Source organism: Leclercia sp. TB492 (assembly GCF_049974505.2).
Taxonomy (GTDB): Bacteria; Pseudomonadota; Gammaproteobacteria; order Enterobacterales; family Enterobacteriaceae; genus Enterobacter; species Enterobacter adecarboxylatus_C.
On the sequence record NZ_CM127572.1, the window covers coordinates 637,891 to 662,167 of the forward strand.

Consider the following 24,277-nt stretch of genomic DNA (forward strand, 5'->3'; position numbering starts at 1 on the left):
GAATACCCCATGCAGCAACCCGTGGTCTGGCTGGTTGAAGACGAAATCAGTATCGCTGAAACGCTGATCTACATGCTTCAGCAGGAGGGCTTTGCAGTGAAGGCCTTCGAACGCGGCCTGCCCGTGCTGGAGGAGGCGCGCCGGCAGATCCCGGCCCTCGCCATTCTTGATGTCGGCCTGCCGGACATCAGCGGCTTTGAGCTGTGCCGCCAGCTGCTGGCGCAGCATCCCGCGCTGCCGGTGCTGTTCCTGACGGCCCGCAGCGATGAGGTGGACAAGCTGCTCGGGCTGGAGATCGGGGCTGATGATTATGTCGCCAAGCCCTTCTCGCCCCGGGAAGTGTGCGCCCGGGTGCGAACGATTTTACGGCGGATGCAAAAATCCGCTGCGCCGTCTGAGATCGTCCGTATCGGCCAGTTTGAGCTGAACGAGCCCGCTGCCCGCATCAGCTGGTGCGGAGAGCCGTTGCCGCTGACGCGCTACGAATTCCTGCTGCTCAAAACGCTGCTGCATGCGCCAGGCCGCGTCTATTCCCGGCAGCAGCTGATGGATAAAGTCTGGGGGGAGGAGGGCGACAGCTTCGATCGCACCGTCGACACCCATATTAAAACCCTGCGTGCCAAGCTGCGGGCGGTGAACGATCGGCTTTCTCCCATCAGCACCCACCGCGGCATGGGCTACAGCCTGGGATTATATTAATGCGCATCGGCATGCGGCTGTTGCTGGGGTACTTCCTGATTGTGGCCATTGCCGCGTGGTTTGTGCTGTCGATCTTTGTCCAGGAGGTGAAGCCCGGCGTGCGCAGGGCAACGGAAGGGACGCTGATCGACACCGCCACGCTGCTGGCCGAAGTCGGACGGGAGGATCTGCTTTCGGGTGATGCGCAGCAGGGCAGGCTGGCGCAGGCCTTTTCGCAGCTCCATCAGCGACCCTTTCGCGCCAACATCGGCGGCATTCACAAAGTGCGCAACGAGTATCATGTCTACATGACCGATGCCCAGGGCCGGGTGGTGTTTGATTCCGCTGGCCTTGCGGTGGGGAAGGATTACTCGCGCTGGAACGACGTCTGGCTGACCCTGCGTGGTGAATATGGCGCCCGCAGCACCCCGGGCAACCCGGACGATCCCGAGAGTACGGTGATGTACGTTGCCGCGCCGGTGGTCGATCGGGGCAGGATCATCGGCGTGCTGTCGGTCGGAAAGCCCAATAGCGCAATGGCGCCGGTCATCAAGCGCAGCGAGCGGCGGATCCTCTGGGCCGGCGGGGCGCTGCTGGGCATTGCGTTGCTGATTGGCCTGGCCGTGGCCTGGTGGATCAACCGCTCGATTCACACCCTGTCGCGCTATGCCGACTCGGTCACCAGCGATACCCCGCTGCCGTTGCCCGATCCGGGCAGCAGCGAACTTCGCAAGCTGGCACAGGCGCTGGAGAATATGCGTATTCGCCTCGAAGGGAAGAATTATATTGAACACTATGTTCATGCGCTTACCCACGAGCTGAAAAGTCCGCTGGCCGCAATTCGCGGCGCGGCGGAAATTCTGGCCGAACAGCCGCCGCCTCAGGTGGCCGCGCGGTTTATAGACAATATCCTGGTGCAAAATGCGCGCATGCAGTCGCTGGTGGAAAAGCTCCTCGCCCAGGCTCGTCTTGAGAATCGGATAGAGATTGTCCCGGTGAGCGTCAGCGTTGATGTACTCTTTACGCGGCTTGCCGATGCGCGCGCGGCAACGCTGGCAGCGAAAAACATCACCCTGACATTTCAGGGCACTTCGTGCCGCGTGGCGGGCGATCCCGAGCTGCTTGAGCAGGCGCTGGGCAATTTGCTGGATAACGCCATCGATTTCACCCCGCCGGGTGGAGCAATCCAGCTTGCGGCCACGGAAGCCCACAGGCAGGTGAACATCACCGTAACCGACAGCGGCGGTGGGATCCCGGATTACGCCCTGGCCCGGATTTTTGAACGCTTCTACTCGCTCCCGCGCTCGAACGGGCTGAAAAGCAGTGGGCTCGGGCTGGCCTTTGTGCAGGAGGTAGCGCGTCTGCATCAGGGCAGCATCGATTTGCAAAACCGGCCCGAAGGCGGCGTGACGGCCACGCTGACACTTCACCGTCCCTTCACATAACTTCAAACTGGCCCCACATAGCGCAGTTAGGCTCTCTTCATCACAAAGGAGAGCCACTATGAAATCCCCCCTGTTCTGGAAAGTCAGCACCCTGTTGGGGTGCATTCTGCTGTTACTCGTCCCGCTGTTTATGGTGGGTAATCTGATTTCGGAGCGCGAGAGCTACCGCAACGCGGTCGAAAACACGCTGCGTCAAAGCACCAGTGGCCCACAGCAGCTGGTTGGCCCGCTGATCGCCATTCCGGTGACGGAGATTTACTACAAGCTGGAGGACGAGAAAAAAGTTGAGTATAAGAAAAGCTATATGCACTTCATCCTGCCGGAGTCGCTGTTAGTCGAAGGTAATCAGCACGTTGAGACGCGCAATATCGGCATCTATGACGGGCAAATCTGGAACACCGATCTCAGGATCAAAGCCCAGTTTAATACCGATAAACTGGCGCAGCTGAAGGGTGAAACCATGACCCTGGGGCAGCCTTTTATCGTGGTTGGCGTCGGTGATGCGCGCGGAATTGGCGCGGTGAGCGCGTCAAAAATCAACGGTGAGACCTTAAGCATTGAGCCCGGCTCAGGTGTGCACGGGGCGTTATCCGGCATCCATATGCCCCTGAACGACAACGCGCTGGCGCTTAAAACCTTCACCCTGGAGATGTCGTTGAATCTGGCGGGCACCGGCAGTTTCGCAGTGGTTCCGGTGGGACGCAACAGCGAACTGACCCTGACCAGCAACTGGCCGCATCCGGGTTTTATGGGTGACTACCTGCCGGTTAAGCACCAGATTAGCGACTCGGGCTTCCAGGCGAACTGGAAAAGCAGCTGGTTTGCCAACAACCTGGCGGGCTGGTTCAACGACAGGGAGACGCCCGAATGGCAGACTATCCCGGCCTTTAGCGTGACGGTCGCCACCCCCGCGGATCATTATCAGCTCACGGACCGCGCGATTAAGTACGCCATTCTGCTGATTGCCCTGACCTTTATGGCTTTCTTTGTCTTTGAAACCTTAACCGGGCTGCGCCTGCATCCGATGCAGTATCTGCTGGTCGGTCTGTCGCTGGTGCTGTTCTATCTGGTGCTGCTGGCGCTGTCAGAGCATGTTGGTTTTACACCCGCCTGGATTATTGCCAGCCTGGTGGGAGCGGTGATGAACGGCGTTTATCTGCAGGCGGTGCTGAAAAGCTGGAGACGCAGCAGCATGTTTGTGGTGGCGCTGCTGGGGCTGGACGTGGTGATGTGGTTCCTGCTGCGTTCGGAAGACAGCGCACTGCTGCTGGGTTCTGCCGTTCTGGCACTGGCGTTGTTCGCAGTGATGTATCTCACCCGTCACTTTGACTGGTACTCGCTTTCCCAGCCGAAGCGCCCGGAGCCACCAGCCGAACCGGATAAAGATGCGATGCGGTTATGGAAATAAAAAAACGGCGCGAAAGCGCCGTTTTTTTATGGCCGATCTGCGGGATTACTCCTGCAGGTCGCCGCAGAAACGATAGCCTTCACCGTGGATGGTGGCGATGATTTCTGGAGTATCCGGCGTGGATTCGAAGTGTTTACGAATACGGCGGATGGTAACGTCAACGGTGCGGTCGTGCGGCTTCAGCTCACGGCCGGTCATTTTTTTCAGCAGTTCTGCACGGGACTGAATCTTGCCCGGATTTTCGCAGAAGTGCAGCATGGCGCGGAATTCGCTGCGCGGCAGTTTGTACTGGTCGCCCTGAGGGCTCACCAGCGAACGGCTATTAATATCAAGTTCCCAGCCGTTGAATTTGTAGCTGTCTACGCTACGACGCTCTTCGCTGACCGTGCCCAGGTTCATGGTGCGGGACAGCAGATTGCGTGCACGAATGGTTAACTCGCGAGGGTTAAAAGGTTTGGTGATATAGTCATCCGCACCGATTTCCAGGCCAAGAATTTTATCAACTTCATTGTCGCGGCCGGTCAGGAACATTAACGCAACGTTCGCCTGCTCGCGCAGCTCGCGCGCCAGCAGAAGGCCGTTTTTACCCGGCAGGTTAATGTCCATGATGACCAGGTTGATATCATTTTCAGAAAGGATCTGATGCATCTCTGCGCCATCGGTCGCTTCAAAGACATCGTAGCCTTCTGCTTCGAAAATGCTCTTTAACGTGTTGCGTGTTACCAACTCGTCTTCAACGATAAGAATGTGCGGGGTCTGCATGTTTGCTACCTAAATTGCCAACTAAATCGAAACAGGAAGTACAAAAGTCCCTGACCTGCCTGATACATGCCACAAATTAACATGACCGGCGTAACGTGACTAAAGTACGTAATTGCGTTCTTGATGCACTTTCCATCAACGTCAACAACATCATTAGCTTGGTCGTGGGTACTTTCCCTCTGGACCCGACAGTGTCAAAAACGGCTGTCATCCTAACCATTTTAACAGCAACATAACAGGTTAAGAGGCACCGGACACCCAATAAAACTACGCTTCGTTGACATATATCAAATTCAATTGTAGCACGTTAACAGTTTGATGAAATCATCGTAGCGGATTGCTAGCCTTTGTCACATTTTTTCAATAAACCAACCAGTTGCGTTCATTAATTAATAAACAAGGCGAATCCAATGTCAACACCCGGTAAAAGAAAGCATTATCATTATTAAACATAAGGATAAGTGCTATTCTGTAACATTATCGCGTAAGGTTCACTGATGAAATAGTTTAGTAATTTTAATTTGTAGTGAAACGCTATTTCGGTGATTTGTGTTGCAATTTTGTAAATTCGTGCCGCGTAATATGATGATGTCCATCACATTTTTGTCGGCTAACTGCTTAAAAAGAGAGCATAAATGCATTTGTCAATCGTACTGGTATCCCCCGCAAGAGCAGAAAACATTGGTGCCGCCGCGCGCGCCATGAAGACCATGGGGTTTACCGATCTACGTATCGTTGCCAGTGACGCCCAGAACGATCCGGCGGCGCGGCGTGTTGCGCACGGCTCGGGAGATATTCTCGATAATTTAACGACTTATGAAACGCTCGCAGACGCGCTGCACGACATTTCTTTTACGGTTGCCACCACTGCCCGCGGCCGTTCGAAGTTTCATTACTATGCCACGCCGGCTGAACTGGTGCCGCTGATGGCAGAGAAAAGCCAGTGGATGCCGAAGATGGCGCTGGTTTTCGGGCGCGAAGATTCCGGCCTGACCAATGACGAGCTCGCCCTGGCAGATGTATTGACCGGCGTGCCGATGGTGGCGGATTACCCGTCGTTGAATTTAGGTCAGGCGGTGATGGTGTATTGCTATCAATTAGCCTCTCTGATGCAAATGCCGGTTGCCCCGGTGGCCGAAGTAGATGAAAACCAGCTTGCCGCTTTACGTGCGCGCACCGATCGTCTGCTGACATCGCTGAACGTCGCTGACGATCAAAAAATGGTGGAGTGGCTACAGCAGCGGCTGGGCCTGTTAGCTCAGAGAGACACGGCAATGTTGCACCGATTGCTGCACGATATCGAAAAAAAGCTGGCAGAGTAAAAGTCCGTCATATCTTTTAGTTATGGTTAAATATTCCAGACTATGGGTTGCATACGGCCCGATCCGGGCAGAAATAAAATCTCAGACAGCGAGACGTGACAGGGTCGGGAAAGGCGCTTAAATCAGAAATTCGTTGACTTAGCGGCACGTATGCTTTAACCAATAGAGGTAGACAGCACAGACAGATAATAATACAGAGTACACAACATCCATGAAACGCATCAGCATCACCACCATTACCACAACCATCATCATTACCACAGGTAACGGTGCGGGCTGACGCGTACAGGAAAGAAAGAAAAAAGCCCGCACCTGAACAGTGCGGGCTTTTTTTTCGGCTAAAGATCACGAGGTAACAACCATGCGAGTGTTGAAGTTCGGCGGTACATCAGTGGCAAATGCAGAACGATTTCTGCGTGTTGCCGACATCCTGGAGAGCAATGCCAGGCAGGGGCAGGTGGCGACGGTACTCTCTGCCCCGGCTAAAATTACCAACCACCTGGTGGCGATGATTGAAAAGACCATTGGGGGTCAGGATGCACTGGTGAACATCAGCGACGCAGAGCAGATCTTTGCTAACCTGCTACAGGGCCTGGCGGATGCCCAACCTGGCTTTCCGCATGCCCAGCTGAAAGCTTTTGTTGAGCAAGAGTTTGCCCAGATTAAACACGTTCTGCATGGTATCAGCCTGTTGGGGCAGTGCCCGGACAGCATTAACGCGGCGCTGATCTGCCGCGGTGAAAAACTCTCTATCGCCATCATGGCGGGTCTGCTGGAAGCACGTGGCCATAACGTCACGGTGATCGATCCGGTTGAAAAACTGCTCGCTGTTGGCCATTACCTCGAATCCGCCGTAGATATTGCCGAATCTACCCGTCGCATTGCGGCAGGCAAAATTCCTGCTGACCATATGATCCTGATGGCGGGTTTCACCGCCGGGAATGAAAAAGGGGAGCTGGTGGTGCTGGGCCGTAACGGCTCCGACTACTCTGCCGCCGTGCTGGCCGCCTGTCTGCGTGCCGACTGTTGCGAGATCTGGACCGACGTCGACGGCGTGTATACCTGCGACCCGCGCCAGGTGCCGGATGCCCGTCTGCTGAAGTCGATGTCTTATCAGGAGGCGATGGAGCTCTCCTACTTCGGCGCCAAAGTTCTTCATCCTCGCACCATTGCCCCCATCGCCCAGTTCCAGATCCCATGCCTGATTAAAAACACCGGTAATCCGCAGGCGCCAGGCACGCTGATTGGTGCCAGTAATGACGAGGACGGCCTGCCGGTTAAAGGCATCTCCAACCTCAACAACATGGCGATGTTCAACGTCTCCGGGCCGGGTATGAAAGGCATGGTGGGGATGGCGGCACGCGTCTTTGCCGCTATGTCGCGCAACGGCATCTCGGTAGTGCTGATCACCCAGTCTTCTTCCGAATACAGCATCAGCTTCTGCGTCCCGCAGGTGGACTGCCTGCGGGCCCGTCGGGCGCTGGAGGAGGAGTTCTACCTCGAGCTGAAAGAAGAGTTGCTGGAGCCCATTGCCATCCAGGAGCATCTGGCGATCATCTCTGTGGTGGGTGATGGCATGCGCACTCTGCGCGGCATCTCGGCGAAATTCTTTGCGGCGCTGGCGCGGGCGAACATTAATATTGTCGGCATTGCCCAGGGCTCCTCAGAGCGCTCCATCTCCGTGGTGGTGAATAACGACGATGCTACCACCGGCGTACGCGTCACTCATCAGATGCTGTTCAACACCGATCAGGTCATTGAAGTGTTCCTGATTGGCGTCGGTGGCGTGGGCGGTGCGTTACTGGAGCAGCTCAAGCGTCAGCAGGAGTGGCTCAAGAAAAAGCATATCGATCTGCGCGTCTGCGGCATTGCAAACTCCAAAGCCCTGCTGACCAACGTTCACGGGCTGAACCTCGAGAACTGGCAGGCAGAGCTGGCGGAGGCGAAAGAGCCGTTCAATCTGGGCCGCCTGATCCGTCTGGTGAAAGAGTATCATCTGCTGAACCCGGTGATTGTCGACTGTACCTCGCACCAGGCGGTGGCCGATCAGTACGCCGACTTCCTGCGTGAAGGCTTCCATGTGGTCACGCCGAACAAAAAGGCCAACACCTCGTCGATGGATTACTACCATCAGATGCGCCACGCGGCAGCGAAATCCCGCCGTAAGTTCCTCTATGACACCAACGTCGGCGCAGGGCTGCCGGTTATCGAAAACCTGCAAAACCTGCTCAATGCCGGTGATGAACTGCAGCGTTTTTCCGGCATCCTGTCGGGCTCGCTCTCCTTTATCTTTGGCAAGCTGGACGAAGGGATGAGCCTGTCAGAAGCGACCAAAGTGGCGCGCGAGCTAGGCTACACCGAGCCCGATCCGCGTGACGACCTCTCCGGCACCGACGTGGCGCGTAAGCTGCTGATCCTCGCCCGTGAAACGGGGCGTGAGCTGGAGCTGTCAGATATCGTGATCGAACCGGTACTGCCAGAAAGCTTTGACGACTCCGGCGATGTGGCGACCTTTATGGCGAATCTGCCGCAGCTGGACGATGCCTTCGCGGCCCGCGTTGCAAAAGCCCGTGATGAAGGGAAGGTATTGCGTTATGTTGGCAATATCGAAGAAGACGGCGTCTGCCGGGTGAAGATGGCGGCGGTAGACGGTAACGATCCGCTGTTTAAAGTGAAAAATGGTGAAAACGCCCTCGCGTTTTACAGCCACTATTATCAGCCACTGCCGTTGGTCCTTCGCGGCTATGGCGCAGGAAACGACGTGACGGCGGCGGGCGTGTTTGCCGATCTGCTGCGTACCCTGTCATGGAAGTTAGGAGTTTAACATGGTCAAAGTTTATGCCCCGGCTTCCAGCGCCAATATGAGCGTCGGGTTTGATGTGCTGGGTGCCGCGGTGACGCCGGTGGATGGTTCATCGCTGGGTGATACGGTTACGGTAGAGGCCGCAGACAGTTTTAGTCTCAGCAACGTCGGGCGTTTTGCCAGCAAGCTGCCGAGCGATCCGCGTGAGAATATCGTTTATCAGTGCTGGGAGCGTTTTTGTCAGGAGATCGGTAAAAACGTGCCGGTCGCCATGACCCTGGAAAAAAGCATGCCGATTGGCTCCGGGCTCGGCTCCAGCGCCTGTTCGGTGGTGGCCGCGCTGGTGGCGATGAACGAGCACTGCGGCAAGCCACTGAATAACACCCGCCTGCTGGCCCTGATGGGCGAGCTGGAAGGGCGCATCTCCGGCAGTATTCATTACGATAACGTCGCCCCCTGTTTCCTGGGCGGCATGCAGCTGATGATCGAAGAGAACGGCATCATCAGCCAACAGGTGCCAGGCTTTGACGAGTGGCTGTGGGTGCTGGCTTACCCGGGCATTAAAGTGTCGACCGCCGAAGCGCGCGCCATACTGCCAGCGCAGTACCGCCGTCAGGACTGTATTGCGCACGGTCGTCATCTGGCTGGCTTTATTCATGCCTGCTATACCCGTCAGCCGCTACTGGCGGCAAAACTGATGAAAGATGTTATTGCCGAGCCATACCGCACCAAACTGCTGCCTGGCTTCAACGAAGCGCGCAGCGCGGCGCTGGATATCGGCGCCCTGGCCTGCGGTATCTCCGGTTCCGGTCCGACCCTGTTTGCCCTGTGCGACAAACCGGATACGGCGCAGCGGGTCGCGGAGTGGCTGGGGAAAAATTACCTGCAAAATCAGGAAGGCTTTGTTCATATTTGCCGTCTGGATACGGCCGGCGCACGAGTACTGGGATAAACAATGAAACTCTACAATCTTAAAGATCATAACGAGCAGGTTAGCTTTGCACAGGCCGTCACGCAGGGGCTGGGTAAAAACCAGGGGTTGTTCTTCCCGCACGATCTGCCGGAGTTTGGTCTGACCGAAATCGACGAGATGCTGAAACAGGATTTCGTTACCCGCAGCACCAAAATTCTCTCCGCGTTTATCGGGGACGAAATCCCGCAGGAGCTGCTGGAGGAGCGCGTCCGCGCTGCCTTTGCTTTCCCGGCACCGGTAAGCCAGGTTGAGCCGGACGTCGGCTGTCTGGAGCTGTTCCACGGCCCGACGCTGGCGTTTAAAGATTTTGGCGGGCGCTTTATGGCGCAGATGCTGACCCATATCAGCGGCGATAAGCCGGTTACCATTCTGACCGCGACCTCCGGCGATACCGGTGCGGCAGTTGCGCATGCCTTCTACGGCCTGAAAAACGTGCGCGTGGTGATCCTCTATCCGCAGGGAAAAATCAGCCCGCTGCAGGAAAAACTGTTCTGTACCCTCGGCGGCAACATTGAAACCGTCGCCATCGACGGGGACTTCGATGCCTGCCAGGCGCTGGTTAAGCAGGCCTTCGACGACGAAGAGCTGAAGGTGGCGCTGGGTCTTAACTCCGCCAACTCCATCAACATCAGCCGCCTGCTGGCGCAGATTTGCTACTACTTCGAAGCGGTAGCCCAGCTGCCGCAGGAAGCGCGTAACCAGCTGGTGATCTCGGTGCCGAGCGGCAACTTTGGCGACCTGACTGCCGGCCTGCTGGCGAAGTCACTGGGCCTGCCGGTGAAACGCTTTATCGCTGCCACCAATGCCAACGACACGGTGCCGCGTTTCCTGAAGGAGGGCAAGTGGACGCCAAACACTACTCAGGCCACCCTGTCCAATGCGATGGATGTGTCACAGCCTAACAACTGGCCGCGCGTGGAAGAGCTGTTCCGCCGTAAAATCTGGCGTCTCAATGAGCTGGGCTATGCTGCGGTAACGGACGACACCACCAGAGAGACCATGCGTGAGCTGAAGCAGGTGGGCTACACCTCCGAGCCGCACGCGGCGGTGGCGTATCGCGCTCTGCGCGATCAGCTGAACCCGGGCGAGTACGGCCTGTTCCTCGGCACCGCCCATCCGGCGAAGTTTAAGGAGAGCGTGGACGAGATCCTCGGTGAGTCGCTGCCGCTGCCCAAAGAGCTGGCCGAGCGTGCCGATCTGCCGCTGCTGTCGCACAACCTGCCGGCCGATTTCGCCGCGCTGCGTCAGTTGATGATGACCCGCGGGTAAGCCTGTTTGCCCGGTGGCGCTACGCTTACCGGGCCTACGCAAAGCATTTGTAGGTCGGGTAAGGCGAAGTCGCCGCCCGGCAAAAATCCAGCCCGGGTGCGCGCCATCGCCACCCGGCTTTTTTATGGAGAAATTAAGGAGAAAACTAGCAGGGAAAAAGCAGAAATTCCCAATAAATGCGGTCACTTACAGAATAGGATTGCAGAGAATAACATCCTCCCCGCCCCTCACGTAATCTCCTTACATCGGCCCACATCGGGCAAGAATAATAAGGAGTAACCTATGTCTAAACTGAAACCTGCACTTATCGCACTTTCGCTGATGCTGATGGCTCCGATGGCGGTTCAGGCCGCTGAGATCACCCTGGTACCGGCGGTCAAACTGCAGATTGGCGATCGGGATAATCGGGGCCATCACTGGGATGGCGGCCGCTGGCGTGACAATGACTGGTGGAAGTCTCACTACGAGTGGCGCGACAACCGTTGGCGTCCGCATGGCGAGCATCATGATAATCGCCATCACGATCGTCATGATGACCATCGTCCCGGGCCGGACCGGAAACATCATTAAACTCACCCCGCCAACCGGCGGGGTTTTGCATTACTGCTCGTGGCGCTTAAACACCAGCTCACCTTTCCCTGACGCTTCCTCGTCAAAGAAATAGCCTTCGCTGTTAAATGCCTTCAGCTGCTCTGGCTGCGTCAGACGATTTTCAATGATGTAACGGCTCATCAGTCCGCGCGCTTTTTTGGCGTAGAAGCTGATCACTTTGAACTTGCCGTTCTTCTCATCGAGGAACACCGGCTTAACGATCTCCCCGTTCAGCTTTTTCGGTTTTACCGATTTGTAGTACTCATCCGACGCCAGGTTGATCAGGACATTGTCGCCCTGCGCCTGCAATGCATCGTTCAGCTTGTCGGTGATGGTCTCGCCCCAGAAGTGATAGAGATCTTTGCCTTTCGCGTTCTCCAGACGGATCCCCATCTCCAGACGGTAGGGTTGCATCAAATCCAGCGGACGCAGCACACCGTACAGGCCGGAGAGCATGCGTAAATGCTGTTGGGCAAAATCAAAGTCAGCCTCGCTGAAGGTTTCCGCCTGCAGGCCGGTATAGACGTCGCCTTTGAAGGCCAGAATCGCCTGGCGTGCGTTCGAAGGCGTGAAATCCGGCTGCCAGTCGTGGAAGCGGGTGGCATTAAGATCCGCCAGCTTGTCGCTGATGCTCATCAGGGTTGCAATTTGCGGCGCTGAAAGCTTGCGTGCCTCGCGGATCAGCTGTTGCGAGTGATCCAGCAGTTCAGGCTGGGTATAACGCTCGGTGGCGAGTGGGCTCTGGTAGTCGAGCGTTTTAGCAGGTGAAATCAGAATCAGCATATCCAGTCCTTGCAGGAGATTTGGTGCGATTTTAACAAAAAAACCGCCTCGATTGATCGATGGCTGTTATTGACGCGGCAAATCATCCCAGGCGCCAGGGGCCAGTTGCGAAGCGATCTCGGGATAACGCGAGACATCAAAAACAGGCTGGACCCCCAGCTTCCGCTGGCGCAGGTAATCCCGGGCAATCAGCGTAATGACCGGGGAGAGCAGCAGGATCGCCGTCAGGTTAGTGATTGCCATCAGCGCCATAATGATATCCGCCAGCTGCCAGACCACTGGCAGGCTTAACAGGGAGCCGAGCAGCACCATCAGCACTACGCCACCCCGTAACAGCCAGCGGGATTTCCGGGCATCGGGATGCAAAAAGATCAGGTTGTTTTCGGCATAGATGTAGTTCACCACGATGGAGCTGAAAGCGAACAAAAGGATGATAAAGGCCACGAAGTCGGCACCCCAGCTTCCGGTGAGATTGACCAGCGCCTGTTGAATCAGCTGCACGCCTGCGGTATTGGCCGGGAGATCCACCGGCCCTGCCAACAGCACGATCATCGCGCTGGCGGTACAGATGATGATGGTATCAACGAAGACGCCAATCATCTGCACGATCCCCTGGGAGGCCGGGTGAGGGGGCCAGGAGGCTGCGGCAGCAGCGGCATTGGGAGTTGACCCCATGCCCGCTTCGTTGGAAAACATTCCGCGCTGAAAACCGGCCGTCAGGGCCTGGCTCAGGGTATAGCCCAGCGCACCTGCGGCGGCTTCACGCCAGCCAAAGGCGCTTTTTACGATCAGGGTAAAGACCGCCGGTAGCTGGTCGGCATGCCAGGCACAGACCACCATGCTGGCGATCACCCACAGCAGCGCCATCACCGGCACCATCCACTGCATCAGCCGGGCAACGCCTTTGATGCCGGTGAGGATCACCACCAGCGTGAACAGCGCCATCACGCCGCCGGTGATAAATTCCGGACAGTTGAAGGCGAAACGCAGGGCGTGGGCAACGGAGTGGGCCTGAACGGTATTAAAGATCAGACCGTAGGCGACGAGTAAAAAGAGAGAAAACAGCACGCCCATCCAGCGCATACCGAGGCCGCGGGCCATATACCAGGCCGGGCCGCCGCGAAACTGCCCCTGTTTATCCGCTTCCTTATACAGCTGGGCCAGCGAACACTCGGCAAAGGAGGTGGCCATGCCGATGATGGCGGTCATCCACATCCAGAAGATGGCCCCCGGTCCGCCCGCCGAGATCGCCAGCGCGACCCCGGCCAGGTTACCGCTGCCGACCCGGGCCGCCAGGCTGGTACAGAGCGCCTGGAACGAGGTTAAACCTCCCGGCTGGGGGCTCAGGCTGTTTTTCAGATTATTGCGCAGCTGGGGAATAGAGCGAAACTGAATAAAACCGCAGCGAAAAGTGAACCAGATACCTGCCGCAAACAGCAGGTAAATCATCACCGAACCCCACAGGATTTCATTAATAAACGACAGATAATCAGGCATTAACGTCCCTCTTGTTGATGCCAAAGTGCATAGGTAATCGCTACTAATGAGTGAGTAAACAGGTAATTAGCAGTGCGGAATTTTGCCAAGTTTATCACAGGATCCTTCAGCGCATTGTCTGCGGTTGCGCTGACCTTCCGTCGTGTTATCATCAGGGCAGACCGGTTACATCCCCCTAACAAGTAAACCTGTCATTTTTCCGTTTCTGGCATCCTGCTGGTAACGCGAATTATCCAGGGCAAGTTAAAGAGAAACACTATCATGACGGATAAATTAACCTCCCTTCGTCAGTTCACGACTGTTGTCGCTGACACCGGAGATATCGCGGCAATGAAGTTGTACCAGCCGCAGGATGCCACAACGAACCCTTCTCTGATCCTTAACGCTGCACAGATCCCTGAATACCGCAAACTGATCGACGACGCCGTTGCCTGGGCGAAAAGCCAGAGCAGCGATCGTGCACAGCAGGTAGTGGATGCTACCGACAAACTGGCCGTTAACATTGGTCTGGAAATTCTGAAGCTGGTTCCGGGCCGTATCTCGACTGAAGTGGATGCGCGTCTGTCCTACGACACCGAAGCGTCCATCGCCAAAGCCAAACGCCTGATCAAGCTGTACAACGATGCTGGCATCAGCAACGACCGTATCCTGATCAAACTGGCTTCCACCTGGCAGGGCATCCGCGCTGCAGAACAGCTGGAAAAAGAGGGCATCAACTGTAACCTGACCCTGCTGTTCTCCTTCGCTCAGGCGCGTGCCTGTGCAGAAGCGGGCGTGTTCCTGATCTCTCCATTCGTTGGCCGTATTCTGGACTGGTACAAATCCAATACCGACAAGAAAGAGTACGCGGCGTCTGAAGATCCGGGCGTGGTTTCCGTTACCGAGATTTACGAGTACTACAAACAGCACGGCTATGAAACCGTGGTGATGGGCGCAAGCTTCCGTAACGTGGGCGAAATCCTGGAGCTGGCTGGCTGTGACCGCCTGACCATCGCACCTGCGCTGCTGAAAGAGCTGGCAGAAAGCGAAGGCGCGATCGAGCGTAAGCTGAGCTTCAGCGGCGAAGTGAAAGCCCGTCCTGAGCGCATCACTGAATCCGAATTCCTGTGGCAGCACAACCAGGATCCAATGGCGGTAGACAAACTGGCGGACGGTATCCGTAAGTTTGCTATCGACCAGGAAAAACTGGAAAAAATGATCGGCGAACTGCTGTAATCATTCCCGCGTGACCGGGCCTCCGGTCACGCTACTTCTCTTGTTCCCTGTCTGAATCCTCCTGCTGCGTGTATCATTCCCTCAATCTGTATTGTTTGAATGGAATGGATATGAATACCTTACGCATTGGCTTAGTTTCCGTCTCAGATCGCGCCTCCAGCGGTGTCTATGAAGATAAAGGCATCCCCGCGCTGGAAGCCTGGCTGGCTTCTGCCCTGACCACCCCTTTTGAGGTGCAAACCCGCTTGATCCCCGATGAACAGGCGATCATCGAGCAAACCTTGTGTGAACTGGTTGATGAAATGAGCTGCCACCTGGTGCTGACTACCGGCGGTACCGGTCCGGCGCGTCGCGACGTGACGCCGGATGCGACTCTCGCCATCGCCGATCGTGAAATGCCGGGCTTTGGCGAACAGATGCGCCAGATCAGTCTGCACTTTGTGCCGACGGCGATCCTCTCCCGTCAGGTGGGGGTGATCCGCAAGCAGGCGCTGATCCTCAATTTACCGGGCCAGCCAAAGTCGATTAAAGAGACGCTGGAAGGGGTGAAAGAGGCCGACGGTAAGGTGGTGGTCGCAGGTATCTTCGCCAGTGTACCTTATTGTGTACAGCTTCTTGAGGGGCCTTACGTCGAAACCGATCCGCAGGTGGTAGCAGCTTTTCGCCCGAAAAGCGCGAGACGTGAAACAATCTCCTGAAATTAACAATAATGTGACATAAGCTGTAACGGCAGTAGCGGGCTAATTGATTTACGGTATAGTAATTTTTTCTTTACGATAGCTGTAAATATAACTCAACAATTCAGCCCATAATGGTTCGCTATGTCACATTACAACCGGCCTCTCAATCGTCAGGATTATAAGACTCTCACGCTGGCCGCACTCGGCGGCGCGCTGGAGTTTTATGACTTCATTATTTTCGTCTTTTTCGCGGCTGTCGTCGGGGCGCTGTTCTTCCCGGCTGATATCCCTGAATGGCTGCGTCAGGTGCAGACCTTTGGCATTTTTGCCGCCGGGTATCTGGCGCGTCCGCTGGGCGGCATCGTGATGGCCCACTTCGGCGACCTGGTGGGACGCAAAAAGATGTTCACCCTCAGCATTCTGCTGATGGCCGTTCCGACCCTGGCTATCGGCCTGCTGCCGACCTATGCATCGATGGGCATTATTGCCCCGGTATTGCTGCTGCTGATGCGGATCCTGCAGGGGGCGGCGATTGGCGGGGAAGTACCTGGCGCCTGGGTCTTTGTGGCGGAACATGTTCCGGCCCGGCGGATCGGCATTGCCTGCGGCACGCTGACCGCAGGGCTGACGGTCGGTATTCTGCTGGGCTCGGTTGTGGCGACGCTGGTGAACACCAGCATGACCCAACAGGCGGTGCACGACTGGGGCTGGCGTATTCCGTTCCTGCTGGGCGGTGCCTTTGGTCTGGTGGCGATGTATCTGCGCCGCTGGCTGCAGGAGACGCCGGTCTTCCTTGAAATGCAGCAGCGCAAGGCGCTGGCGCAGGAGCTGCCGGTCAAAGCGGTGGTGGTAAGACACAGAAAAGCGGTGGTGGTGTCAATGCTGCTCACCTGGCTGCTGTCGGCGGGCATCGTGGTGGTGATTTTGATGTCGCCGGTCTGGCTACAAAAGCAATATGGCTTTGCCCCGGCGGTAACGCTGCAGGCCAACAGCATCGCGACCATTATGCTGTGCTTCGGCTGCCTGATTGCCGGGCTGGCGGTGGATCGTATCGGTTCCAGCCTGACCTTTATCATCGGCAGCCTGCTTCTTGCCGGGGCGAGCTGGGCATTTTATCACCTGGCGGGCAGCCATCCTGAGCAGCTGTTCCTGTTGTACGGCATGGTCGGGCTGTGCGTCGGCGTGGTGGGGGCCGTGCCGTACGTCATGGTCCGCGCCTTCCCGCCGGAAGTGCGCTTCACCGGGATCTCCTTCTCGTATAACGTCTCCTATGCCATCTTCGGCGGGCTGACGCCGATAGCCGTTACCCTGCTGATGGGCGTGTCGCCTATGGCGCCCGCCTGGTACGTGCTGGCGCTCTCGCTGATGGGGCTGGCGTTAGGCATCTGGCTGCGCCAGAAACCCGTAGAAGCGCCGGTCCTCGCCGGATGAAGACAAGGCCGGGCAATGTGCCCGGCCTTTTTGTTAGTGCGACGGGGTAAAGCTCAGGACGATATTGTCATCCGGAATGTGGGTAAAGTTTTTGATAATGGCGTGGTAGTCCGCCAGCGGATCCACATCCTTAAACAGCGTCGGGTAGAAGATTTTGCTCAGCGTCTCGATGGCGACGATGTTGTACGGGTTGTTGTAGAAGTGGTGATAGAGCGCCCCGGTGTGGCCTTGCGCGACGGCCGGAATACTGGCGACGCCCTGACGCGTCAGCAGGGCAGTAAAGGCTGCGCTGACATCATTTGCAGGGACGTTATAGCCAAACGGGATGATCGCCGTGCCTTTGCCCGGACGTTTTGAGCCGGTCATCAGGTAGTAATCCGGGTTGAGGGAGATAATCTTTTCCACCGCGATATTCCCGGTTGCCCCCGGCAGCAGCTGCGAACCGATGTTGGTCCCGCCTGCGGCCTCTACCAGCCCGCCCCAGCCGTTACGCGCGTGGGTGAAGCAGCAGCCGTTATCCAGCCCGCCCACACCGGCAATCGGTTCGATAAAGACCAGCGGTTTTTTGCTGGCCGTTGCCAGACGCTGGTGGATCCTATCCAGACGCTGCTGATAGAAATCGATATAGGCCTGCGCACGGTCGGTCTGGCCCATGACTTTACCCAGCAGGGCAATGCTCGGCAGGGTATTCTCCACCGGGTGCAGTTCGTAATCCACGAAGACAACCGGAATATGCAGGGCCTCTAGCTGTGCCAGTACGCCGGTCTGCACCAGCGACGGTTTAGCGCGCAGCTGGGCAATCATCAGGTCTGGCTGGCGGGAGATCACCGTTTCGAGATCGACATTGCCCTGGTCGGAAAACTTCATGTCGAGGATTTTCTCCGCTTCCGGCCATTTACGCTTCAGAACGTTCCAGGTTTCGGTGTCCTGCTTCTTCGGCAGGTTGTTCCACGCTACTACTCTGGAGAACGGGTTATCACGATCCAACAGGGCCAGAGCGAAGATGTCGCGTCCGTCCTGCAGAATGATGCGCTGCGGTTCGTGTTCAACAGTGACCGTGCGGTTATCCAGATCCTTCACCGTCACCGGCCAGCTCTGTGCCTGGGTGAGTAAAGGTGAAAATAACAGTGCCAGGCCGCCTGCGGCGGCAATGAGTTTTTTCAGCGTCATGTTTTCCCCGTCTTCTTCTTATGGCGTTAACCCGTCGACCACCACATGCGGCAGCCCACGGGAACAGTATTCAACCCGGCCATCCACGCCGTATACCGTCGCCAGATTGGCGGGGGTGACAACCTCACCCGGCAGGCCGCTGGCAATCAGCTCGCCGCCTTTCAGCATCAGGGCAAAATTCGCATGGCGCAGGGCAATGTTGATGTCGTGGATCACCACGACGGTGACGATATTGCGCAGCCGCGTTTCGCGGGCGACGATATCCATCACATGGAACTGGTAGTTGAGGTCGAGCGCGCTTAAGGGTTCATCCAGCAGCAGCAGATCCGGCTCGCGGATGAGGGACTGGGCAAGGCCAATCAGCTGTTTTTGTCCGCCGGAGAGTTGGTCGAGAAAGCTCATCGCCAGATGGGCGACGCCCAGTTTTTCCAGAATGGAATACGCTTCCTGTTCGACATTGCGACCAGAAGGGCTGCCGCTGGCCCGGCGGGCGACGATGACCGACTCCAGGGCATGCAGATGTACCCCCTGCGGCAATGATTGCGGCAGATAAACTACCTTCTGCGCGCGTTTTGCCGCGGGCAAGGTCATCAGATCTTCGCCGTTGAGCTGTAACGCTCCCTGAGCGGGGTTGAGGTCAGCCAGAGCGCGCAGCAGGGTGGATTTCCCCGAGCCGTTCGGCCCCAGCAGGGCGGTGATCTGCCCGCGAGGGAGCAATGGGGTGTTCAGCCCACTGATGATCTTTTTCTTGCGATAGCCGGTGTGCAGATCGCGGACGCGCAGGCCCTCGGTCATACGTTCCCCCTGTTACGGATAATAATGCTGAGGAAGAACGGCACGCCCACCAGCGAGGTGACGATACCCACGGGAATAATGACGCCGGGAACGATATTCTTGGAAAATACCGAGGCCAGGGAGAGCACCAGCGCGCCAATCAGCATACTGCCGGGCAGATAAAACCGGTGATCCTCGCCAAACATCATGCGGGCGATATGCGGTGCCACCAGGCCGATAAAGCCGACCGGGCCGACAAAGGCGACCGTCAGGGCCGAGATAATACTGATGCGTAACAGCGTCGACAGGCGTAGCTTTTTCACGTTGATACCAAAGCTGACGGCACGATCTTCACCCAGACGTAGCGCCGTCAATTTCCAGGCGTTCTTCAGCGACAGCGGCACGATAATCAGCAGCGCCACGGCCAGGATCGCCAGCTTATCCCATGAGGCTCTCGCCAGGCTGCCCATCGTCCAGAAGACCAGCCCCTGCAGGGTATCTTCGCTGGCAACGAACTGCAGGATGGAAATCAGTGCGTTAAAGGTAAAGACCAGGGCGATACCAAACAGCACCACGCCGGAGGTCGCCACGCGGGTCCAGCGGCTGATGCCGTCCAGAATAAAGCAGGCCAGCAGAGCGAAGACAAAGGCATTCGCCGGAATGAACCACTTATCGGCAATGCCGGGAATGCCTAAACCGAGCACAATCGCCAGGGCGGCACCAAAAGAGGCAGCAGAGGAGACACCAAGCGTAAACGGGCTGGCGAGCGGGTTATTGAGGATGGTCTGCATCTCGGCCCCGGCCAGCCCCAGCGCCATGCCGACGGCGACGGCCATCAGGGCGAACGGCAGCCGTAGCTCCCAGACGATCACCCGCGTCCCGGCGTCGGCCGCGGCGGCGTTGATTAAGGTATGCCAGAGAGTGGAAACGGAGATGCCTGACGGACCAAGCGTGAAATCGAGGATCAGGGAGCAAATAATAAAGAAGAACAGCACCCCTGCCAGGGCAAAGCGCCGGATGAGAACCTTACGGTAATGTGACGCAATAATGGATTCGCCAGTGTGATCGCTGGCGGCAAGGCTGGAATTCATCAGTTAACCTTATGCAACACAACAGAATCGTTTCATCCCCTTGCGTTCCATGTCGGGTACTGCCTGATATCCATTATCAGGGATGCGCCGGGCCACACTAATAGCAATGATAATGCTTATCAATTGAATAAGGTGATTATTGCCATCCCGTTTAATCATCGTTTCTGTTGTGGCTGAAAATTGACCGGGTTTAAACGCGAAGGGGCATACACAGGGGAGACGATTTCGTGCCCGCAGGGCGGGCACGAAGGGGGATCAGTGTTTTTCACCAATCGGCAGAATGGTGCGACCGAACTGCTCGTTCAGTACTTCACCCATCGCCAGATAGATGGCGCTGGCGCCGCAGACCAGGCCAATCCAGCCCGCCACGTGGATAATGGCTTCGCCGTTATCCACCAGGTGGCCCACACACAGCAGGGCGAACAGCACGGTCAGGCTCAGGAACACGAACTGCAGCGCACGGTTACCTACCAGGGTGCCGAAGAACATAAACAGCGTGAACACGCCCCACAGGCCCAGATAGACGCCCAGGAATTGTGGGTTAGCCGCTTCGGTCAGACCCATTTTCGGCATCAGCAGAATGGCGACCAGAGTCAGCCAGAACGAGCCGTAAGAGGTGAATGCGGTTAAACCGAAGGTATTGCCTTTCTTATATTCCAGCAGGCCCGCGAAGATCTGTGCGATACCGCCGTAAAAAATGCCCATCGCCAGGATAATGCCATCCATCGGGAACATCCCGATATTGTGCAGGTTCAGCAGAATGGTGGTCATGCCGAAACCCATCAGGCCCAGCGGAGCCGGATTAGCCAACTTAGTGTTGCCCATAAGTCCTCAAAAAAATCATCATTAATATGGTGAAATGGTGAATCCCACGCCAATTCTCCCTGGCGGGGCGCGGCATCATAATGGGCGCCATCAACGCCGTCTATGATCTAATCAGGGTGAAATTAAAAATTTTTTTATCCTTCCCCCTTGATGCATGCCGTTGCGACCCCATCTTGTAGTCAACCGCAGTGTGTGGACCTGAAAAAATTCAAATCTGGGCAGTTGAAAAAGCACCTTCTGCCCTTATTACAGGTACACAACCACATGTTGACTGAATTTTTAGTGGAGACGTTTAGATGGGTAAAATTATTGGTATCGACCTGGGTACTACCAACTCTTGTGTAGCGATTATGGATGGCACTACTGCACGTGTGCTGGAGAACGCCGAGGGCGATCGCACCACGCCTTCTATCATTGCTTATACCCAGGATGGTGAAACTCTGGTTGGTCAGCCGGCTAAACGTCAGGCAGTGACAAACCCGCAAAACACCCTGTTTGCGATCAAACGCCTGATTGGCCGTCGCTTCCAGGACGAAGAAGTGCAGCGTGATGAAGCCATCATGCCGTACAAAATCATCGGCGCTGAGAACGGCGACGCATGGATTGACGTTAAAGGTCAGAAAATGGCACCGCCGCAGATCTCTGCTGAAGTGCTGAAGAAAATGAAGAAAACGGCTGAAGATTACCTGGGTGAAGCGGTAACTGAAGCGGTTATCACCGTTCCTGCATACTTCAACGATGCTCAGCGTCAGGCAACCAAAGACGCGGGCCGTATCGCGGGTCTGGAAGTCAAACGTATCATCAACGAACCAACCGCAGCGGCGCTGGCCTACGGTCTGGATAAAGAAGTCGGCAACCGTACTATCGCGGTATATGACCTCGGTGGCGGTACTTTCGATATCTCTATTATTGAAATCGACGAAGTTGACGGCGAAAAAACCTTCGAAGTTCTGGCGACCAACGGTGATACCCACCTGGGTGGTGAAGACTTTGACAGCCGTATGATCAACTACCTCGTTGACGAATTTAAGAAAGATCAGGGCATTGACCTGCGTAACGACCCACTGGCAATGCAGCGCCTGAAAGAAGCCGCAGAAAAAGCGAAGATCGAGCTCTCTTCTGCGCAGCAGACCGACGTGAACCTGCCGTATATCACTGCAGATGCCACCGGTCCAAAACACATGAACATCAAAGTGACTCGCGCGAAACTGGAAAGCCTGGTTGAAGACCTGGTTAACCGTTCCATCGAGCCGCTGAAAGTTGCTCTGCAGGATGCGGGTCTGTCCGTCTCCGAAATCCAGGACGTAATCCTGGTGGGTGGTCAAACCCGTATGCCAATGGTTCAGAAGAAAGTGGCTGAATTCTTTGGTAAAGAGCCGCGTAAAGACGTTAACCCGGACGAAGCCGTTGCTATCGGTGCTGCCGTTCAGGGTGGCGTGCTGACCGGTGAAGTTAAAGACGTACTGCTGCTGGACGTTACCCCGCTGTCTCTGGGTATCGAAACCATGGGCGGTGTGATGACGGCGCTGATCGCCAAAAACACCACCATCCCTACCAAGCACAGCCAGGTGTTCTCTACCGCTGAAGACAACCAGTCTGCGGTAACCATCCATGTGCTGCAGGGTGAGCGTAAACGTGCCGCAGATAACAAAGATCTGGGTCAGTTTAACCTCGATGGTATCAGCCCGGCACCGCGCGGTATGCCACAGATCGAAGTCACCTTCGACATCGATGCTGACGGTATCCTGCACGTTTCCGCGAAGGACAAAAACAGCGGTAAAGAGCAGAAAATCACCATCAAGGCCTCTTCCGGTCTGAACGAAGAAGAGATCCAGAAAATGGTTCGCGAAGCGGAAGCAAACGCCGAGTCTGACCGTAAGTTCGAAGAGCTGGTTCAGACCCGTAACCAGGGTGACCATCTGCTGCACAGCACTCGTAAGCAGGTTGAAGAAGCCGGCGACAAACTGCCAGCAGACGACAAAACCGCTATCGAGTCTGCACTGAGCGCGCTGGAAGCGTCCCTGAAAGGCGAAGACAAAGCCGATATCGAAGCGAAAATGCAGGCGCTGGCTCAGGTTTCCGAGAAGCTGATGGAGATCGCGCAGCAGCAACACGCACAGCAGCAGGCTGGCGCGGGTGCTGACGCTTCTGCAAACAACGCGAAAGATGACGACGTTGTCGACGCAGAGTTTGAAGAAGTGAAAGACAAAAAATAATCGCCCTTTGAACGGGTAATACACTGGCACGGGCGAAGAGGTTTCCTCTCCGCCCGTGCACGCATGTTAGGGGCAGATAAAACAAGATGGCTAAGCAAGACTATTACGAGATTTTAGGCGTTTCCAAAACAGCGGAAGAGCGTGAAATCAAAAAGGCGTATAAGCGCCTGGCCATGAAATTTCACCCGGACCGCAACCAGGGTGACAAAGAGGCCGAAGCCAAGTTTAAAGAGATCAAAGAAGCCTACGAAATCCTGACCGATGCCCAGAAACGTGCGGCCTACGATCAGTACGGCCACGCTGCGTTTGAACAGGGCGGCATGGGCGGCGGCGGCGGATTTGGTGGTGGCGGCGCAGATTTCAGCGATATCTTTGGTGACGTCTTTGGCGACATCTTCGGCGGCGGCCGCGGTCGTCAGCGTGCGGCCCGTGGCGCAGACCTGCGCTACAACATGGAGCTGTCGCTGGAAGAGGCCGTACGCGGCGTAACGAAAGAGATCCGCATTCCAACCCTCGAAGAGTGCGACATTTGCCACGGCAGCGGCGCGAAAGTGGGTACTAAGCCGCAGACCTGTCCTACCTGTCACGGTTCCGGCCAGGTGCAGATGCGTCAGGGCTTCTTTGCGGTGCAGCAGAGCTGTCCGCACTGTCAGGGTCGCGGTACGCTGATCAAGGATCCGTGCAACAAGTGCCACGGTCATGGTCGCGTTGAGAAGACGAAAACCCTGTCCGTTAAAATTCCGGCAGGTGTGGATACCGGCGATCGTATTCGTCTGTCTGGCGAAGGCGAAGCGGGTGAACATGGCGCACCGGCAGGCGATCTGTACGTTCAGGTGCAGGTGAAGCAGCACGCGATTTTCGAACGCGAAGGCAACAACCTGTATTGCGAAGTGCCGATCAACTTTGCGATGGCGGCGATGGGCGGCGAAATCGAAGTGCCAACCCTTGACGGTCGCGTAAACCTGAAAGTGCCTGGGGAAACCCAGACCGGCAAGCTGTTCCGCATGCGCGGTAAAGGCGTTAAATCGGTGCGTGGCGGCGCGCAGGGCGATCTGCTGTGTCGTGTGGTAGTTGAAACCCCGGTTGGCCTGAATGAAAAACAGAAGCAGCTGCTGCGAGAGTTGCAGGAGAGCTTTGGCGGCCCAACGGGTGAGAACAACAGCCCGCGCTCCAAAAGCTTCTTTGATGGCGTAAAAAAATTCTTTGACGATTTGACTCGCTAATCGGTGAGCTGACGTTATTCTCAAAGCCCGGAAGCGATTCCGGGCTTTTTTATGGTTGAAAAGATAGCTCGAAAAAACTGAGTGCATACTCAACGTTAACCTGCTTTTACCGATGAATTTC

General features: G+C 56.4%; 22 protein-coding genes and 1 other annotated feature. Of the genes, 15 read left to right on the forward strand and 7 right to left on the reverse strand.

The genetic code is table 11. The features are described from left to right. Window positions 1-9 precede the first annotated feature (9 nt). Genes creB through creD form a run of 3 tightly spaced genes read left to right on the forward strand, consistent with a single transcriptional unit; the run spans window position 10 to window position 3,531 of the window. The gene (gene creB, locus ACP4QI_RS03020) at window positions 10-699 is read left to right on the forward strand and encodes a two-component system response regulator CreB (RefSeq protein WP_142488166.1); all 690 of its coding nucleotides are present in this window, start codon (window positions 10-12) and stop codon (window positions 697-699) included. After that, window positions 699-2,123, forward strand: coding sequence for a two-component system sensor histidine kinase CreC (gene creC, locus ACP4QI_RS03025; RefSeq protein WP_156262875.1), 1,425 nt, complete (start codon window positions 699-701; stop codon window positions 2,121-2,123). The genes creB and creC overlap by 1 nt, the downstream gene beginning before the upstream one ends. 58 nt (window positions 2,124-2,181) lie before the next feature. Beyond that, window positions 2,182-3,531: a cell envelope integrity protein CreD gene (gene creD, locus ACP4QI_RS03030; protein WP_426495528.1), complete on the forward strand. Its 1,350-nt coding sequence runs from the start codon at window positions 2,182-2,184 to the stop codon at window positions 3,529-3,531. A gap of 45 nt (window positions 3,532-3,576) precedes the next feature. On the opposite strand, the gene arcA is transcribed toward creD, so the two are convergent. After that, a complete protein-coding gene (arcA, locus tag ACP4QI_RS03035; RefSeq protein WP_032616427.1) occupies window positions 3,577-4,293 on the reverse strand; it encodes a two-component system response regulator ArcA in 717 nt (238 codons plus the stop codon). 95 nt (window positions 4,294-4,388) lie between these two features. On the opposite strand from arcA, the gene yjjY reads away from it, so the two are divergent. From yjjY to ACP4QI_RS03070, 7 genes are all read left to right on the forward strand, one after another. Further along, window positions 4,389-4,529 carry a YjjY family protein gene (gene yjjY / locus ACP4QI_RS03040; RefSeq protein WP_001541509.1) on the forward strand — a complete coding sequence of 47 codons (141 nt, stop codon included), beginning with the start codon at window positions 4,389-4,391 and terminating at the stop codon, window positions 4,527-4,529. A 399-nt stretch (window positions 4,530-4,928) separates the two neighbouring features. After that, window positions 4,929-5,615: a tRNA/rRNA methyltransferase gene (locus tag ACP4QI_RS03045; protein ID WP_142488169.1), complete on the forward strand. Its 687-nt coding sequence runs from the start codon at window positions 4,929-4,931 to the stop codon at window positions 5,613-5,615. Between the two features lie 211 nt (window positions 5,616-5,826). Beyond that, window positions 5,827-5,895 carry a thr operon leader peptide gene (gene thrL, locus ACP4QI_RS03050; protein WP_103181027.1) on the forward strand — a complete coding sequence of 23 codons (69 nt, stop codon included), beginning with the start codon at window positions 5,827-5,829 and terminating at the stop codon, window positions 5,893-5,895. Beyond that, window positions 5,834-5,951, forward strand: a sequence feature (Thr leader region). Its footprint overlaps the gene before it by 62 nt. Before the next feature lie 25 nt (window positions 5,952-5,976). After that, window positions 5,977-8,439, forward strand: coding sequence for a bifunctional aspartate kinase/homoserine dehydrogenase I (gene thrA / locus ACP4QI_RS03055; RefSeq protein WP_426495529.1), 2,463 nt, complete (start codon window positions 5,977-5,979; stop codon window positions 8,437-8,439). 1 nt (window position 8,440) lies between these two features. After that, complete coding sequence (gene thrB, locus ACP4QI_RS03060) at window positions 8,441-9,370, forward strand: homoserine kinase (protein WP_142488171.1); 930 nt, start codon at window positions 8,441-8,443, stop codon at window positions 9,368-9,370. Window positions 9,371-9,373: 3 nt separating this feature from the next. Beyond that, window positions 9,374-10,660, forward strand: a complete 1,287-nt coding sequence (gene thrC, locus ACP4QI_RS03065) for a threonine synthase (protein WP_156262879.1) — start codon at window positions 9,374-9,376, stop codon at window positions 10,658-10,660. A gap of 282 nt (window positions 10,661-10,942) precedes the next feature. Next, window positions 10,943-11,230 (forward strand): DUF2502 domain-containing protein, encoded by a 288-nt coding sequence (locus ACP4QI_RS03070; protein ID WP_426495530.1) that lies wholly within the window; start codon window positions 10,943-10,945, stop codon window positions 11,228-11,230. A 30-nt stretch (window positions 11,231-11,260) separates the two neighbouring features. Here ACP4QI_RS03070 and yaaA read toward each other — a convergent pair whose 3' ends face one another. After that, window positions 11,261-12,034, reverse strand: coding sequence for a peroxide stress protein YaaA (yaaA, locus tag ACP4QI_RS03075; RefSeq protein ID WP_426495531.1), 774 nt, complete (start codon window positions 12,032-12,034; stop codon window positions 11,261-11,263). 66 nt (window positions 12,035-12,100) lie between these two features. Then, window positions 12,101-13,531 carry an alanine/glycine:cation symporter family protein gene (locus tag ACP4QI_RS03080; RefSeq protein WP_142488175.1) on the reverse strand — a complete coding sequence of 477 codons (1,431 nt, stop codon included), beginning with the start codon at window positions 13,529-13,531 and terminating at the stop codon, window positions 12,101-12,103. A 261-nt stretch (window positions 13,532-13,792) separates the two neighbouring features. Between ACP4QI_RS03080 and tal the strand changes: the two genes are divergently transcribed. The 3 genes from tal to ACP4QI_RS03095 all read left to right on the forward strand — a co-directional run bounded on the left by tal (window position 13,793) and on the right by ACP4QI_RS03095 (window position 16,857). Beyond that, complete coding sequence (tal, locus tag ACP4QI_RS03085) at window positions 13,793-14,746, forward strand: transaldolase (protein WP_142488176.1); 954 nt, start codon at window positions 13,793-13,795, stop codon at window positions 14,744-14,746. 110 nt (window positions 14,747-14,856) lie between these two features. Next, window positions 14,857-15,444 (forward strand): molybdopterin adenylyltransferase, encoded by a 588-nt coding sequence (mog, locus tag ACP4QI_RS03090; protein WP_077227125.1) that lies wholly within the window; start codon window positions 14,857-14,859, stop codon window positions 15,442-15,444. A 123-nt stretch (window positions 15,445-15,567) separates the two neighbouring features. After that, window positions 15,568-16,857 (forward strand): MFS transporter, encoded by a 1,290-nt coding sequence (locus tag ACP4QI_RS03095; RefSeq protein WP_156262882.1) that lies wholly within the window; start codon window positions 15,568-15,570, stop codon window positions 16,855-16,857. A gap of 33 nt (window positions 16,858-16,890) precedes the next feature. Here the strand turns inward: ACP4QI_RS03095 and ACP4QI_RS03100 are convergent, their stop codons facing one another. The 4 genes from ACP4QI_RS03100 to satP form a co-directional block, all read right to left on the reverse strand. After that, window positions 16,891-18,027 carry an ABC transporter substrate-binding protein gene (locus ACP4QI_RS03100; RefSeq protein WP_426495532.1) on the reverse strand — a complete coding sequence of 379 codons (1,137 nt, stop codon included), beginning with the start codon at window positions 18,025-18,027 and terminating at the stop codon, window positions 16,891-16,893. A gap of 18 nt (window positions 18,028-18,045) precedes the next feature. Next, window positions 18,046-18,822 (reverse strand): ABC transporter ATP-binding protein, encoded by a 777-nt coding sequence (locus ACP4QI_RS03105; RefSeq protein ID WP_142488179.1) that lies wholly within the window; start codon window positions 18,820-18,822, stop codon window positions 18,046-18,048. Then, window positions 18,819-19,892: a FecCD family ABC transporter permease gene (locus ACP4QI_RS03110; protein ID WP_142488180.1), complete on the reverse strand. Its 1,074-nt coding sequence runs from the start codon at window positions 19,890-19,892 to the stop codon at window positions 18,819-18,821. The genes ACP4QI_RS03105 and ACP4QI_RS03110 overlap by 4 nt, the downstream gene beginning before the upstream one ends. A gap of 255 nt (window positions 19,893-20,147) precedes the next feature. Further along, a complete protein-coding gene (gene satP / locus ACP4QI_RS03115) occupies window positions 20,148-20,717 on the reverse strand; it encodes an acetate uptake transporter (RefSeq protein ID WP_156262884.1) in 570 nt (189 codons plus the stop codon). Between the two features lie 296 nt (window positions 20,718-21,013). Between satP and dnaK the strand changes: the two genes are divergently transcribed. Together dnaK and dnaJ are read left to right on the forward strand one after the other, a co-directional pair. Next, window positions 21,014-22,933 carry a molecular chaperone DnaK gene (gene dnaK, locus ACP4QI_RS03120; RefSeq protein WP_142488182.1) on the forward strand — a complete coding sequence of 640 codons (1,920 nt, stop codon included), beginning with the start codon at window positions 21,014-21,016 and terminating at the stop codon, window positions 22,931-22,933. 86 nt (window positions 22,934-23,019) lie between these two features. Then, window positions 23,020-24,156, forward strand: a complete 1,137-nt coding sequence (gene dnaJ, locus ACP4QI_RS03125) for a molecular chaperone DnaJ (RefSeq protein WP_142488183.1) — start codon at window positions 23,020-23,022, stop codon at window positions 24,154-24,156. Window positions 24,157-24,277: the final 121 nt, after the last annotated feature.

What these genes read in the sequence shown, in the direction of transcription:
- dnaK (WP_142488182.1), top strand. Translation starts at nt 21,014, where the DNA reads ATGGGTAAAATTATTGGTATCGACCTGGGTACTACCAACTCTTGTGTA.
- ACP4QI_RS03070 (WP_426495530.1), top strand. Translation starts at nt 10,943, where the DNA reads ATGTCTAAACTGAAACCTGCACTTATCGCACTTTCGCTGATGCTGATG.
- thrA (WP_426495529.1), top strand. Translation starts at nt 5,977, where the DNA reads ATGCGAGTGTTGAAGTTCGGCGGTACATCAGTGGCAAATGCAGAACGA.
- ACP4QI_RS03105 (WP_142488179.1), bottom strand. Translation starts at nt 18,822, where the DNA reads ATGACCGAGGGCCTGCGCGTCCGCGATCTGCACACCGGCTATCGCAAG.
- tal (WP_142488176.1), top strand. Translation starts at nt 13,793, where the DNA reads ATGACGGATAAATTAACCTCCCTTCGTCAGTTCACGACTGTTGTCGCT.
- satP (WP_156262884.1), bottom strand. Translation starts at nt 20,717, where the DNA reads ATGGGCAACACTAAGTTGGCTAATCCGGCTCCGCTGGGCCTGATGGGT.
- creB (WP_142488166.1), top strand. Translation starts at nt 10, where the DNA reads ATGCAGCAACCCGTGGTCTGGCTGGTTGAAGACGAAATCAGTATCGCT.
- mog (WP_077227125.1), top strand. Translation starts at nt 14,857, where the DNA reads ATGAATACCTTACGCATTGGCTTAGTTTCCGTCTCAGATCGCGCCTCC.
- ACP4QI_RS03100 (WP_426495532.1), bottom strand. Translation starts at nt 18,027, where the DNA reads ATGACGCTGAAAAAACTCATTGCCGCCGCAGGCGGCCTGGCACTGTTA.
- ACP4QI_RS03110 (WP_142488180.1), bottom strand. Translation starts at nt 19,892, where the DNA reads ATGAATTCCAGCCTTGCCGCCAGCGATCACACTGGCGAATCCATTATT.
- ACP4QI_RS03045 (WP_142488169.1), top strand. Translation starts at nt 4,929, where the DNA reads ATGCATTTGTCAATCGTACTGGTATCCCCCGCAAGAGCAGAAAACATT.
- ACP4QI_RS03095 (WP_156262882.1), top strand. Translation starts at nt 15,568, where the DNA reads ATGTCACATTACAACCGGCCTCTCAATCGTCAGGATTATAAGACTCTC.
- arcA (WP_032616427.1), bottom strand. Translation starts at nt 4,293, where the DNA reads ATGCAGACCCCGCACATTCTTATCGTTGAAGACGAGTTGGTAACACGC.
- yaaA (WP_426495531.1), bottom strand. Translation starts at nt 12,034, where the DNA reads ATGCTGATTCTGATTTCACCTGCTAAAACGCTCGACTACCAGAGCCCA.
- creC (WP_156262875.1), top strand. Translation starts at nt 699, where the DNA reads ATGCGCATCGGCATGCGGCTGTTGCTGGGGTACTTCCTGATTGTGGCC.
- creD (WP_426495528.1), top strand. Translation starts at nt 2,182, where the DNA reads ATGAAATCCCCCCTGTTCTGGAAAGTCAGCACCCTGTTGGGGTGCATT.
- thrC (WP_156262879.1), top strand. Translation starts at nt 9,374, where the DNA reads ATGAAACTCTACAATCTTAAAGATCATAACGAGCAGGTTAGCTTTGCA.
- ACP4QI_RS03080 (WP_142488175.1), bottom strand. Translation starts at nt 13,531, where the DNA reads ATGCCTGATTATCTGTCGTTTATTAATGAAATCCTGTGGGGTTCGGTG.
- dnaJ (WP_142488183.1), top strand. Translation starts at nt 23,020, where the DNA reads ATGGCTAAGCAAGACTATTACGAGATTTTAGGCGTTTCCAAAACAGCG.
- thrB (WP_142488171.1), top strand. Translation starts at nt 8,441, where the DNA reads ATGGTCAAAGTTTATGCCCCGGCTTCCAGCGCCAATATGAGCGTCGGG.